Source organism: Pseudomonas sp. BIGb0558 (genome assembly GCF_024807515.1).
Taxonomy (GTDB): Bacteria; Pseudomonadota; Gammaproteobacteria; order Pseudomonadales; family Pseudomonadaceae; genus Aquipseudomonas; species Aquipseudomonas yamanorum_A.
Genome location: NZ_JANUEW010000029.1, coordinates 1 through 14,278, shown reverse-complemented (window position 1 = coordinate 14,278; position 14,278 = coordinate 1). Strand labels below are relative to the sequence as shown.

General features: G+C 62.6%; 6 protein-coding genes. 3 read left to right on the top strand and 3 right to left on the bottom strand.

The window, feature by feature from the left end:
* Positions 1–5: 5 nt before the first annotated feature.
* On the bottom strand, positions 6–3,392 hold the full coding sequence (locus tag M2400_RS25450) for an amino acid adenylation domain-containing protein (protein ID WP_405046209.1): 3,387 nt from the start codon (positions 3,390–3,392) through the stop codon (positions 6–8).
* Complete coding sequence (locus M2400_RS25445) at positions 3,385–11,307, bottom strand: non-ribosomal peptide synthetase (RefSeq protein ID WP_259198887.1); 7,923 nt, start codon at positions 11,305–11,307, stop codon at positions 3,385–3,387. The genes M2400_RS25450 and M2400_RS25445 overlap by 8 nt, the downstream gene beginning before the upstream one ends.
* A 209-nt stretch (positions 11,308–11,516) precedes the next feature.
* On the opposite strand from M2400_RS25445, the gene M2400_RS25440 reads away from it, so the two are divergent.
* The gene (locus tag M2400_RS25440) at positions 11,517–11,768 is read left to right on the top strand and encodes a type II toxin-antitoxin system HicA family toxin (protein ID WP_010166695.1); all 252 of its coding nucleotides are present in this window, start codon (positions 11,517–11,519) and stop codon (positions 11,766–11,768) included.
* Positions 11,765–12,121 (top strand): type II toxin-antitoxin system HicB family antitoxin, encoded by a 357-nt coding sequence (locus tag M2400_RS25435; protein ID WP_177048833.1) that lies wholly within the window; start codon positions 11,765–11,767, stop codon positions 12,119–12,121. Before M2400_RS25440 ends, M2400_RS25435 begins: the two co-directional genes overlap by 4 nt.
* Here the strand turns inward: M2400_RS25435 and M2400_RS25430 are convergent, their stop codons facing one another.
* Entirely contained in the window at positions 12,122–13,294 is a 1,173-nt protein-coding gene (locus M2400_RS25430) for an MFS transporter (RefSeq protein ID WP_177134820.1), read from the bottom strand.
* A 134-nt stretch (positions 13,295–13,428) separates the two neighbouring features.
* Between M2400_RS25430 and M2400_RS25425 the strand changes: the two genes are divergently transcribed.
* Positions 13,429–14,013, top strand: a complete 585-nt coding sequence (locus M2400_RS25425; protein WP_259198888.1) for a TetR/AcrR family transcriptional regulator — start codon at positions 13,429–13,431, stop codon at positions 14,011–14,013.
* Positions 14,014–14,278: the final 265 nt, after the last annotated feature.

The following is a 14,278-nucleotide window of genomic DNA, read 5'->3' as shown; positions in this document are numbered from 1 at the left end:
CCTCACTAGGAAATCAGATTTTCAAGCTCATCAGCAGATAGACGTTTGAGGGCGGCCAAGGATTTAGCCAACTCGTCTTGAAGAGGTTGAATTTCGGACTGCAGCGTGCGGACTTGCTGGACAAAATCCCCGAGTGTTTCGGTGACAAACAGGGTTTTGAGTGGAACGTCGAGATTTGCCTGGGCGCGAATCTGCATCATCATTTGCGTCGCCAGCAGGGAGTGCCCGCCCAACTCGAAAAAATTGTCGCCCAGGCCTACCCGCTCCAAACCCAGCAGTTGCTGCCAGATCCCTGCAATCTGACAGGCCAGTGCATCCTGGGGCGCCAGGTATTCAGCGCGGGCGCGGGCTGTATCCGGGGCCGGCAAGGCCTTGCGGTCGAGCTTGCCATTGGGGCCTACAGGCAAGGCATCGAGCAGCAGAAGCTGAGTGGGCACCATATAGTCCGGCAACCCTTGGCGCAGCGCGGCACGGACGGCGTCCAACCACTGCGGTCGTGCGGTTTCGTCGAGATTCGCCGACGTCGGCACCACATAGCCCACCAGTTGCAGGCCGGCCGGCGTTTCAACCGCCAGCACTGCCGCTTCACGCACGGCCTCCTGCTCCAGCAGTCGGGCCTCGATCTCTCCAAGCTCAATGCGCAACCCGCGCAATTTCACCTGATGGTCGATACGCCCGCGGTACTCGATAACCCCGTCTGCCCGCTGGCACACCAGGTCACCGCTGCGGTACAGCCGCTCACCCGGCACAAACGGGCTGGCGACAAAGCGCTCGGCCGTCAGGCCCGCACGACGGTGGTACCCACGCGCCAGGCCTTCGCCTCCCAGGTACAACTCACCGATCACCCCGGCCGGCACCAGTGTCAGGTCCGGGCTCAGGACGTAGGTCTGCAGGTTCGCGATCGGCTGGCCAATCGGCACGCTGTCGCGACCTTCTTCGCGGCAGGTCCAGTGGGTCACGTCGATGGCCGCCTCGGTGGGCCCGTACAGGTTGTACAGCCCGGCATTCGGCAGCTTGCTGAAGACTTGTTGTTGCGCGTCCACCTGCAACGCTTCGCCGCTGCACACGATGCGCGTCAGGCTGGTGCACTGGCTGACCTGAGCGTCCTGCAAGAACACCTGCAACATCGAAGGCACAAAGTGCAGCGTGGTGATCTGCCGGGCCGTGATCAACTGCACCAGTTTTGTGGGCTCACGATGATCTCCCGGGGCCGCCACCACCAGCCGCGCACCGCTCATCAGCGGCCAGAAAAACTCCCACACCGAGACATCGAAGCTGAACGGCGTCTTCTGCAACACCGCGTCGTCGGCCGTCAGCCTGTAGGCCTGCTGCATCCAGCACAGGCGATTGGTCAACGCCTTGTGCCGGTTGCCGGCACCCTTGGGCTTGCCGGTGGACCCGGAGGTGTAGATCACGTACGCCAGGTTTTCCGGCGCCAGGCTGATGCCCGGGCACGTGGTGGGGAACGCTTCGGCGCCCGGTTCGTCCAGGCACAACGTGGCCAGGCCGGCCGGGATCGGCAATTGCGCCAACAGGCGACGCTGGCTCAGCAGCAACCCGATGGCACTGTCTTCGATCATGTAGGCCAGGCGTTCCGTCGGGTAGTCCGGGTCCAGCGGGACGTAGGCCCCACCGGCCTTGAGCACCGCCAGCAAGCCAATGACCATCTCCAGGCTGCGCTCCATCGCCAGTCCCACCAGCACGTCGGGGCCTACGCCAAGGCTGATCAGTTGATGGGCCAATTGGTTGGCGCGCTGATCAAGCTCCCGGTACGTCAACTGCTGTTCGCCGAACTGCAACGCGATGGCTTGCGGCGTGCGAGCTACCTGGCCTTCAATCAGTTGGTGAACCGCGCGTTCAAGGGGGTAGACCGTGGCGGTAGTGTTCCAGCCCTGCGACAACTCTCGTTGCTCGTACGCATCCAGCAGCGGCAACTCACCCAGGCTTTGTGCCGGGTTGGCAACGATGGCGTGCAACAGATTGAGCCAGTGTCGACTCAGGCGTTCCACGCTCGCAGCCTCAAACAGGTCTGTCGCGTAGGTGAAGGTAGCCGCCAGCCCCTGCCCCGGATCCACCGGTTCACTGACATCCAGGGTCAAGTCGAATTGGGACGAAACCTGAGGTCGCGGCACCGCCTGTACGTGCAGATCACCAACCTGCGCACCGGCGCCCGCCGTGCCCTGCTGGTGGTTGTACATCACCTGGAACAACGGACTGTGGCTCAGGCTACGCTCCGGGTGAAGTGCCTGCACCAGTTGCTCGAACGGCAGGTCCTGATGGTCCTGGGCCTCTTGCGCAATCCGCCGCACGTCCTGCAGGAAGCTGTCGAAACCACGAGTGCCATCGAGGTCTGCCTTGAACACCTGAGTGTTGACGAAGAAACCGATCAGCCGCTCAGTCTCCAGACGATTGCGATTGGCGACCGGGACGCCTACGCGGATATCCGTCTGCCCGCTGTAGCGGAACAGCAAGACTTGAAACGCTCCCAGCAGCAACATAAACAACGACACATCCTGATGCTGCGCCAATGCCCGCAAGCGCTCGGTCAGGGCCGGCGGCACGCCGAAGTCCAGGCTGGCGCCACCGTAGCTTTGTACCGCTGGCCGTACATGATCCAACGGCAACGCCAGCACCGATTGCTCACCCGCCAACTGACGTTGCCAGTACGCAAGCTGGCGCTCGCGCTCGCCAGCTTCCAGCCATTGACGCTGCCACTGGGCGTAATCGAGGTACTGGATCGACAAGGCCGGCAAATCCGCCACCTCCCCTGCCAGGTCGGCACGGTAGTACTCAAGCAACTCCTGCACCATGATTCCCATGGACCAGCCATCCGTGATGATGTGATGCACAGTCACCACCAGCAAATGATCGTCGGGCCCCAGGTTCAACAGACGCACACGCATCAACGGCCCCTGTGTCAGGTCAAAGACCCAGGCGGCCTCTACAGCCAGGCACTGGTCGATGGCCTGCCCGGGGGTTGCCGCCCCCAACGCAGGGTTGTCGACAACGACGCGCGCCGAGTCGGCGGGCAACACCCGTTGCAGCGCCTGGCCATTGTCTTCAAAGAACACCGTGCGCAAGCTGGCATGCCGGGCAACCACGTGGTCAACGCTACGCGCAAGCACGTGCGCGTCCAGCGGGCCTTGCAGGCGTATGGCCGAGCTTATGTTGTAAGCGCTGCTGCGAGGCTCAAGTTGCCAGAGAAACCATTGGCGCTGCTGGGCATAAGACATCGGCAAGGCGCCGGTCTCGCTGGCGGGAAGAATTGGCAAGCGGGCCACATTCACCCCGGACTGAGCCAGCTTGCTGAACAGTTGTTGGCGCTTGTGGCCCTCCAGCCCCTTGATTCGCTCAAGCATTTCCTGGGAGCGCAACGGGTCGGGCTTAAGCATCGTCTTTCTCCAATTGATCAAGGGCGTCGAAAATCAAATCGAATTCGAGCACCGATTCCGCCCCGGCGGCCGCTTGCAGATGGGCCGCCAGGTCTTCGAATTTGCGCAAGTCATAGAACGCCTTGAGCGCCAGCTCTACGCCAAAGGCATTACGTACACGGGACAACAGCATCACCAGGTGCAGGGAGTGGCCACCCAACGCGAAGAAGTCATCATCGAGGCCCACCTGCTCGACGCTGAGCACGTCACGCCACAGGTCAGCCAGCAGGCATTCAAGCTCGCTGCGAGGCGCACGGTGGGCCGCCCGAGCATGGGCATCCGGAGCCGGCAAGGCCTTGCGGTCGAGCTTGCCATTGGGGCTCAACGGCAGCGCGGCCAGCATCAGCAGGTGGCTGGGCACCATGTAGTCCGGCAGGGTGTGCGTCAGGTGCGCCTTGAGCGCATCACGCAACGCCGCCTGCACGTCGGGCCCGCCGTCCATCACGTCAGGAGAGGTGGGCACCACGTAGCCCACCAGTTGCAGGCCGGCCGGCGTTTCAACCGCCAGCACTGCCGCTTCACGCACGGCCTCCTGCTCCAGCAGTCGGGCCTCGATCTCTCCAAGCTCAATGCGCAACCCGCGCAATTTCACCTGATGGTCGATACGCCCGCGGTACTCGATAACCCCGTCTGCCCGCTGGCACACCAGGTCACCGCTGCGGTACAGCCGCTCACCCGGCACAAACGGGCTGGCGACAAAGCGCTCGGCCGTCAGGCCCGCACGACGGTGGTACCCACGCGCCAGGCCTTCGCCTCCCAGGTACAACTCACCGATCACGCCGGCCGGCACCAGTGTCAGGTCCGAGCTCAAGACGTAGGTCTGCAGGTTCGCGATCGGCTGGCCAATCGGCACGCTGTCGCGACCTTCTTCGCGGCAGGTCCAGTGGGTCACGTCGATGGCCGCCTCGGTGGGCCCGTACAGGTTGTACAGCCCGGCATTCGGCAGCTTGCTGAAGACTTGTTGTTGCGCGTCCACCTGCAACGCTTCGCCGCTGCACACGATGCGCGTCAGGCTGGTGCACTGGCTGACCTGAGCGTCCTGCAAGAACACCTGCAACATCGAAGGCACAAAGTGCAGCGTGGTGATCTGCCGGGCCGTGATCAACTGCACCAGTTTTGTGGGCTCACGATGATCTCCCGGGGCCGCCACCACCAGCCGCGCACCGCTCATCAGCGGCCAGAAAAACTCCCACACCGAGACGTCGAAGCTGAACGGCGTCTTCTGCAACACCGCGTCGTCGGCCGTCAGCCTGTAGGCCTGCTGCATCCAGCACAGGCGATTGGTCAACGCCTTGTGCCGGTTGCCGGCACCCTTGGGCTTGCCGGTGGACCCGGAGGTGTAGATCACGTACGCCAGGTTTTCCGGCGCCAGGCTGATGCCCGGGCACGTCGCGGGGAACGCTTCGGCGCCCGGTTCGTCCAGGCACAACGTGGCCAGGCCGGCCGGGATCGGCAATTGCGCCAACAGGCGACGCTGGCTCAGCAGCAACCCGATGGCACTGTCTTCGATCATGTAGGCCAGGCGTTCCGTCGGGTAGTCCGGGTCCAGCGGGACGTAGGCCCCACCGGCCTTGAGCACCGCCAGCAAGCCGATGACCATCTCCAGGCTGCGCTCCATCGCCAGCCCCACCAGTACTTCGGGGCCTACGCCAAGGCTGATCAGTTGATGGGCCAATTGGTTGGCGCGCTGATCAAGCTCCCGGTACGTCAACTGCTGTTCGCCGAACTGCAACGCGATGGCTTGCGGCGTGCGAGCTACCTGGTCTGCAATCAGTTGGTGAACCGCGCGTTCAAGGGGGTAGACCGTGGCGGTGGCGTTCCAGTCCTGCACCAGGATTTGGCGCTGCGCGTCGTTCAACAGGTTCAGCTCGCCCAGTGTCCGTGCAGGCTGGGCGCACATCTGCTCGAGCAGGCAACGCAAATGGCCGTCCAGCGCCTCAATGAACGGCGCACTGAAGTGCTGCCGATCGAAGCTGTAATGCAAGGCCAGGGTCTGCCCCAGGGTCACACCAAGCGTCAGTGGGTAGTTGGTCTGGTCATGATTGGCCACCGCGCCAAACGCCAGGCCGCTCGGCGCACCGTGTTCCAGTGCCTGCGAGACCGGATAGTTTTCGAACACCAGCAACGTGTCGAACAACGCCGCGCCGCTGTGGCCCGACCAGCGCTGCACATCGAACAACGCCGTATGCTCATGCTCGCGCAACGCCAGGCTGTGCGCCTGGACGGCTTGAAGCCATTGATCAACCGTCTGTTCAGGCTTGGGATTACCCACCACCGGTAACGTGTTGATGAACAGGCCCAACTGCTGCTCGATGCCGGCAAGGTCAGCCGGACGTCCGGCCACGGTGGAGCCGAAAGCAACGGCGTCACGGCCGGTGTAGCGCTGCAACAGCAGCAACCACGCGGCCTGGACCAGCGTATTGACGGTCACCTTGCGCTGCCGGGCAAAGCCTTCCAGCTGCCGCGTTTGTTCAGCCGGCAGCGCCTGGTGGAACAGGCCATAACCCGAGGTATCCCGGGATCGATCGCCGCCCGTCAGGGCCGATGCCAATAGTGTGGGCTCCTGCAATTGCGCCAGGTGTTCTTTCCAGAACACCTCGTCCGCCGCGCCATCCTGGCGCTGCAACCACTCGATATAACTGCGGAAACGCCCCACCGGCTGTGCGGGCGCGTGCCCGCCATACCGCAGGAAAACCTCGCCAAGAAGCTGCGAACTGCTCCAGCCATCCATCAGGATATGGTGGTTGGTAAACACCAGATGATGACGCCGTGGCCCGGTCTTAATCAGCGTCAGGCGCAACAGGCCCGGGCGCTCCAGCTCAAACCCTGCCGCACGATCGGTCTCGACAAAATTCGCCAGTGCCAAAGCCAGGTCCCCTCGGCCTTGCCAATCTTCACAGGTGAACGTCAATGCGAGCCGACGATGGATCACCTGCAGCGGCTTGGCCAACTCGCCCTGCCAGAGGAAGCTGCTGCGCAAGATGTCGTGGGCATCGACGCACGCTTGCCAGGCCGCGCGAAACCGCTCGACGTCCAGGCCATCGATATCCACGCACAGCTGGTTGATATAGGTGCCGTTTGCCTGCTCGTACAAGCTATGGAACAGCATGCCTTGCTGCATGGGCGACAGCGGGTAGATATCCTCGATATTCGCCGGATTCTCCAGGGTATCCAGACGCTCCTGTTGCAGCCCCGACAGCGCCACGTCCGACGGTGTAAGCCCCGCCGCCTGCGCGTTGCAGCAATGCTCAATCAGCTGTTGCAGGGCCGTACGGTAATCGTCGGCCAGACGCTGCACGGTGGAGGTAGCGAACATTTCGCGACTGAACGTCCAGCGCAACTCCAACTCACCGTCATAGACCTGACCCTCAATCGACAGCCAGTTATCCAGCGGGGCGTCGGCGTCCTGCTCGGCGCCTGCGCCCTCGCCTGCGGGTACGAACAAGGCGCCTTGCCCGGCGTCGAAACTGCCGTCGAACTGCCCCAGGTAGTTAAAGGTTATCCGGGGTTGCTCCAGCCCCTTGAGAATCCGCCGGGTCGCCACGTCACCTTGATAACGCAATACGCCAAAGCCAATACCTTTAAGCGGAACGGCGCGCACTTGCTCCTTGATCTGCTTGATCGATGCCGCCAACGAGGCTGCCGTGGTCAGCCGCAACGGAAACAGACTGGTGAACCAGCCGACACTGCGGCTGAGGTCGATGTCGTCAAACAACTCTTCGCGGCCGTGGCCTTCGAGTTGGATCAGCGTATCGGCCTGCCCCGTCCAGGCCCCTGCCACCTGTGCCAACGCGGTCAACAAAAGATCGTTGACCTGGGTGCGATAAGCCCCGGGCGCGTCCTGCAGCAATTGTCGGGTCAACTGTGGGCTCAGACGGCTGCGCACCACGTGGGCATGCCGGCACTGGAGGCTGCCGTGAGGGTTTTCACAAGGCAGCGGGCGGCTGGCGCCGTGCAGTTGCGCCTGCCAGTACGCCAGTTCCCGTTGCGCGTCCTCACGGCGCGCGTACCCCTGCAAATGCTTGCTCCAGGCTTTGAATGAACTGGTCTTGGCCGCCAGGTTGACCGGCTGTTCCGCCAGCGCCTGACGATAGCCCTGCTGCAGGTCCTCCAGAAGGATGCGCCAGGACACGCCGTCCACCACCAGGTGATGGATGACCAGCAACAGCCGCTGGCTGCCATCGGCCAGCGTCGCCAGGACCGCACGCACCAGGCTGCGTTGCAGGTCGAGGCTGCGCTGCGCGTCAAGCCACAGTGTTTGCAATTCAGCATTATCCCCGACAGTGGCCTGCCAGAGCACGTCATCGGGCACCGTAGCCGGCTCGGCAATCTCGGCACTCCAGCCATCTACGCCGTGGGTGAACCGGGCCCGCAGGTTGTCGTGATGAACCATCAAGGCACACAAGGCTCGGCTAAGCGCGTCGGCCTGCAAGGGTTCCAGCGCGCGCAGCAGCACCGCCTGGTTCCAGTGATGCCGTACCGGCACTGGGGTTTCGAAAAAAAGCTGCTGGATCGGGGACAGTGCCAGCACACCGGTGACCGGGCCCTGGTCCACGGTAAAAGCCTCGCCGTCGAGCCGGGCAACGCCCGCCAGGGCCTTGACGGTCTGGTGAATGAACACATCCCTAGAACTCAGGCCTATACCCGCCTGACGCGCTCGGCTCACCACCTGGATGGAAATGATCGAATCACCACCCAACTCGAAAAAATTGTCGTGCAAGCCCACCTTCCCAAGCTTCAGCACGTCTTGCCAGATACCCGCGATGGCCTGCTCCAGCGGGGTTGCGGGCGCAACGTAGGTTTGCTGGACCTGGCCGGCGTCCGGCAATGGCAAGGCCTTGCGGTCCAGTTTGCCATTGGGGCTCAACGGCAATGCATCAAGGAACACCACGTGCCCGGGCACCATGTAGTCCGGCAAATGCTCGGCAAGCTGTGCGCGTATCGCCTCGCGCAACGAGCCTTGTTCCTGAGCCTTGTCGGCGGGCACCACATACCCCGCCAACTGCAGGCCGCTGGGTCCGGGAACTGCCAGGACAATTGCGTCACGCACGGTGGGCAATTCCAGCAGACGCGCCTCGATTTCCCCCAATTCAATACGGAAACCGCGGATCTTCACTTGGTGATCGATACGCCCGACGTATTCGAGCACACCCTCGGTGTTGAACCGCGCCAGGTCGCCGGTGCGATACAGGCGCGCACCCGAGCCGCTGAACGGGTCAGGCATGAAGCGCTCGGCGCTGAGGGATGGCCGGCCGAAGTAGCCACGGGCCAACAGTTCACCACCGATCACCAACTCACCCACTACGCCGATGGGCGCCGGCAGGCCGTTGTCGTCCAGCACGTACAGGCTGCGCCCAGGCAGCACATGACCAATAGGCAGCGTCAGCGGGATCGGCTGAGCGCCCAGGACATAGTCGGTGCAGTCCAGCGTGGTGGCGGTGACCGTTGCCTCTGTCGGCCCATAGGTATTGAGCAGGCGCACCGCGCAAAGTCCAGCCTGGCGCCAGGCCAAAAGGCCTTCGGGCGGCATTGCTTCACCGCCACTGTGTACCTGGCGCAGTACGCCATAATCCCTGGGGCCCACGGCGGCGAACTCCTTGGCGAGCATGTTCCAGTAGGCGGTGGTCAGGTCCATGACGCTGATACGCTGCTCGATCAGTTGGCGATACAGGGTCTCGCTGTCCCAGATTTCGTTGCCGCGCAACACCACCGATGCCCCGCAGATTAGCGCCGGGTACAGTTGCTCGACGAAACCGTCGAAGTTGAAGGTGGAAAATTGCAGCACCCGATCGGAGGCGCTCAGGCCAAAGAACTGCAACGACACAAAGGCATGTCTGGTCAGCGACGCATGGGTAATGCCGACGCCTTTCGGGCGGCCGGTGGAGCCCGAGGTGAACATCACATAGGCCAGGTTCTCGCCATCGACGGTACCGACCGGATTATTGCCGTCAGCCTCACGCCAGGCGTGGTCCTGGTCCAGGCACACACGTTGCACCGCGGGTGGTATTGGCAGGCGCTCCTGTAACGAGGACTGGGTCAGCACCAGCACACAGGCGCTGTCTTCGATCATGCACAGCAGACGGTCGACCGGATATTGCGGATCCAGCGGCACGTAACCACCACCGGCCTTGAGCACCGCCAGCAGCCCCACCACCATGTCCAGCCCGCGCTCGACGGCAATGCCCACCAGCACTTCAGGGCCTACACCACGCGCGACCAGATGGTGGGCCAAACGGTTGGCGCGCGTATTCAGCTCGCCGTAGCTGAGCACCTGCCCTTCGAAGATCAACGCCACTGCGTCAGGCGCCTGGGCGGCCTGCTGTTCGAATAGTTGGTGAACCGGGAGCTGGCTCGGATAAAGCGTGTCATGTCGCCCCCACTCACTCATCAGGCGCTGACGCTCATCGACACCAAGCAATTGCACTTCACCAACGCGCTGGGCAGGATCGTCCACGATTCGGCGCAACACGCTGTGCCAATGTTGCGCCAGGCGCTGGATCGACGCGGCTTCAAACAGGTCGGTGGCGTAGGTGAATGAGGCGTGCAACTGCCCGGCTTTCTCGAAGGTATCCAGGCTCAAGTCAAACTGAGTGCTGCGGCTCTCCCACTCGATCACGCCCAATTGCAGCCCGGACTTCAAGGTGAGCCGGGTAACGTCCGCGACCTCTGGCTGATGGTTGTACATCACTTGAAACAGCGGGTTGTAGCTGAGACTGCGCTCAAGCTTGAGGGCCTCGACCAGGCGCTCGAACGGCAAGTCTTGATGGGACTGCGCGCCCAACGCGGCTTCCTTGACGATCGCCAGCAGTTCACGGACCGACGTTTGCCCATCGAACGGCAGGCGCAGTACCTGAGTGTTGACGAAGAAACCGATCAGCCCTTCGATTTCATTACGGTTGCGGTTGGCAATGGGTACACCGATACGCAGATCGTTCTGCCCGGTGTAGCGCTGCAACAGGACGGCAAAGGACCCAAGCAACAACATGAACAACGTCACGCCATGCTGGCGAGCCACCTGGCGCAGTTGATCGGCCAACCCACTGTCGAGCGTCAACTCATGGCGTCGGCCGTTGTAGGTGGGAATCGATGGGCGGGCACGGTCCGCTGGCAACTCCATCACCGGGTGCTCATCCCCCAGTTGCGCGAGCCAGTAATCCAGCTGGCGTTGCTGCTCGCCAGCCTCCAGCCAGCGACGCTGCCACAGGGCGTAATCACTGTATTGAATCGGTAGCGGCGCCATCTCCAACGGGGTTGCGCCATCGTGGGCGTCGTAAAAACGGCAGAACTCGTCGATCAACACATTCATCGACCAGCCATCGGAGACGATGTGGTGCAGCGTCAGCAGCAGGACGTGTTCGGTATCGGCCAGCTTGAGCAGGCGTACCCGCAGCAGCGGCCCCTGGGCGAGGTCGAACGGGCGCAATGACTGCTGCTCGACCTCCAGCACCACCTCGGACTCACGTTCGCCGGCAGGCAAGGCGCTCAAATCCACATGTTCAAGGGTCAAGCCCTGCTGCGCCGGCACTTGTAGAAGAGTGTCATCGGCTTGCATCTGAAACACCGTACGCAAGGTCTCGTGACGCTCGATGAGGCTGACGAACGCCTGCTCCAGGGCAGAAATATTCAGGTGCCCGGTCAGACGCACTGCCGCCGGCAGGTTATAGGCGCCGCTGTGGGGGTCCAGATGCCAGAGAAACCACATCCGTTGCTGGGCGTAAGACAGCGCCTGGCGGTCCTCTGCTTCTACGCCTGCCGGAATCGGAAAACGCGAAAATTCCACCCCTTCCCTCTGCAACGCCTGGAGGAACATCTGGCGTTTTTCCAGGGGCAACCCGATAAACCGGCGAGCAAGTTTCAAGGAGTCTTCAGCGTTCATTTCTTGGGATCCGGGGCAATAGGCAGGAAGCACAAAGGCACGTCGTCCCTATAAAACGAATCCGGAGGGGAAAAATTAGCGGGGGATTTGGAGCGCAGGCAACGGTGTCATCAAGGGTTACATCAAACACCGAGAGGCTCGGCGAGGCTGTCCTATCATTGACGCAACCCATCAATTGCAACTACATTTAGTTACAGGCAAGGATCGCCGTGTCGAAAAATGAAAAGCTGCTGGCCAAACTGCTCAATGAGCACTCGGCCTTTACCTGGCCCGAACTCGTCACACTGCTGCGGCGCCTGGGCTACACGCAAATCGAAGGGGCGGGTAGCCGGGTCAGGTTCGACAGGGGCGACCCCAGTGCAATGATTACCCTGCACAAGCCTCACCCCGGCAACGAACTGAAACACTACATTCGGCGCCAGATCATCGAACAATTGAAATCAGGAGAACTGATTCAGTGAACAACCAGCTGAAACACAAAGGCTACATCGGCTCCATCGAAGCCAGCATCGAAGACAATTGCCTGTTCGGGAAGCTGCTTTTCATCAAGGCCCTGGTCAGTTACGAGGGAAAAACCGTCGCCGAGTTGGACGCGGCTTTTTGCAACGCCGTAGACGACTACATCGAGACCTGCCAGGCCCTTGGGCAAACACCGGAAAAGCCCTGCAAGGGTTCGTTCAACGTCCGTGTCGGCCATGACCTCCACTTGGCCGCTGCCCTCGCAGCAACCCGGCAAAAAGTGACGTTGAACGATCTCACGCGGCAGGCGCTGAACGAATTCCTGCAACATCGCGGCGCACTGGTGACAGGGTAATCACCCCAACCGCCGATACCCCAACACCGCCGCACCCAGCACCACCGCCCCCGCCGCCAGCGCCACCCAGAACCCGCTGGGTGCGCCAAAGCGGTCGATCATCCAGCCCGAGCTGGCGGCGCCAATGGCCACGCCGATGCTCAGGCCGGTGATCAGCCAGGTCATGCCTTCGGTCAGGCGGCTCGGCGGGACGATTTGTTCCACCAACGCCATGGACACGATCAATGTCGGGGCGAAGAACAGGCCAGAGATGAAGATTGCCGCCGCCAACCCGGGAATGTTCGTCACCAGCAACAACGGCAGCGTAGTGATCGCCGTCGCCACGCCGCAGTACAGGAACTGGCGAGGCAACGGGGCTTTCAATTTCAGGGCACCAAACGCCAGCCCGGCCAGGCACGAACCGATGGCGTACACCGACAGCACAATGCTCGCGGCAGCCGGCTGGCCCTGGTGCTGGGCGAAGGCGACGCTGACCACGTCCACCACGCCGACGATGACGCCCATGGCCATCAACAGCACCATCAGGATCAACACCGAGGGCGAGGCGATCAGCCAACGCCCGTGTTCGGCGTGGTGCTCATGCACCGGTGGTTCGGTCTGGCGTTGCAGCACGAAAGCGGTGACCCCAACCGCCAGGAACAGCGCCGCAATCAACGGCCCCGCTTCGGGGAACAGCAGCACGCATAAGCCCACCGAGACCGGCGGGCCAATAATGAACACCACCTCATCAAGCACCGACTCCAGGGCAAACGCGGTTTGCAGCTTGGGCTGGCCGCGATACAGCTCGGTCCAGCGCGCCCGTACCATGGCCGACATGTTGGGCATGCAACCGGCCAGGGCGGCGAAGATGAACAGCGTCCAGGTCGGCGCCTGCATGCGGGTGCAGAGTAACAACAGCAACAGCGCGCCGCCGCCGATGGACGCCGCCACCGGCAACACCCGGCCCTGGCCATAACGGTCCACCCATCGCGAGACCTGGGGCGCGCAAAACGCCGTGGCCAGGGCGAAGGTGGCGGTCACGGCGCCGGCCAGTCCATAACCGCCGTGTACCTGCGAAAGCATGGTGATCAAGCCGATCCCGGTCATGGAGATCGGCATGCGGGCGAGCATGCCCGCCAGTACAAAAGCCCTGGAACCTGGCGCCTGGAACAGCTCGGCGTAGGGGTTTGCCATGGTGTGTAACCTCTTCCTGAGCGCCCTGAAACTTGCTATTCGAGGTTTTCGGGGCAAAATACATACGGTGCGTATGTGACAAATCATGCGTAACATACGCGTCGTATGTCAATCACCTATTGTGAGCCTTATCCATGAGCCGAGCCCGTGCCGACATGATCGAAGACACCCGCGCCCGCCTGATCGCCAGCGCCCGCCAGGCCTTCGCCACGCAAGGCTACGCCCAGACGTCGATGGATGATTTCACCGCTCGCGCCGGCCTGACCCGGGGTGCGTTGTACCATCATTTTGGCGACAAGAAAGGCTTGCTGGCGGCGGTGGTTGCGCAGCTCGACGGTGAAATGGATGCGAGCCTGCTCCGTATCTCCGAGCGGGCCGAGAACCCTTGGGACGGGTTTTGCGAACGCTGCCGGGCCTATTTGCGTATGGCTCAGGATGCCGAGGTCCAGCGCATTGTGCTGCAGGATGCGCCGGCGGTGCTGGGGACGACCGACCAGCAGCAATGCGTGGATTCGCTGTGCCGGTTGCTTGATGACCTGATGCAGGCGGGGGTCATCGAGCATGCGTGCAGCCAGGCGTTGGCGAGGCTGATCAATGGCAGCATGGTGAGTGCATCGCTTTGGATCGCCCAGGATCAACGCCCGGGCGAGCGGCTGGAAGAAGCTTTGCAAGGGTTGGAGTTGTTGTTGCGGGGGTTGAAGGCCCATGCCGTTCGCTGAACGAATGCGGCGGGGGGGTTCAGGGATGCTTTGGGATTGAGTACATATCCGTTGCTGCGGTAACGGCCGCTTATGGTTTCGCTCTTACAGCGACTCACTTTGGAAAAGCCGGAATGCCGGCCCAGCCCAAAGTAAGCAAAAGGCTCTGCCCCGCCTGTCGGCACCTCGCCTAGGCTCGGTGTTCCCTCACTCCGGCATTGCTCCGCGGGCCGCCGCGACGGGGCGTCCCTGCCCCGTCGCGGCTAAACCGGCGTCCTGCCGGTTT

What these genes read in the sequence shown, in the direction of transcription:
- M2400_RS25450 (WP_405046209.1), bottom strand. Translation starts at nt 3,392, where the DNA reads ATGCTTAAGCCCGACCCGTTGCGCTCCCAGGAAATGCTTGAGCGAATC.
- M2400_RS25445 (WP_259198887.1), bottom strand. Translation starts at nt 11,307, where the DNA reads ATGAACGCTGAAGACTCCTTGAAACTTGCTCGCCGGTTTATCGGGTTG.
- M2400_RS25430 (WP_177134820.1), bottom strand. Translation starts at nt 13,294, where the DNA reads ATGGCAAACCCCTACGCCGAGCTGTTCCAGGCGCCAGGTTCCAGGGCT.
- M2400_RS25425 (WP_259198888.1), top strand. Translation starts at nt 13,429, where the DNA reads ATGAGCCGAGCCCGTGCCGACATGATCGAAGACACCCGCGCCCGCCTG.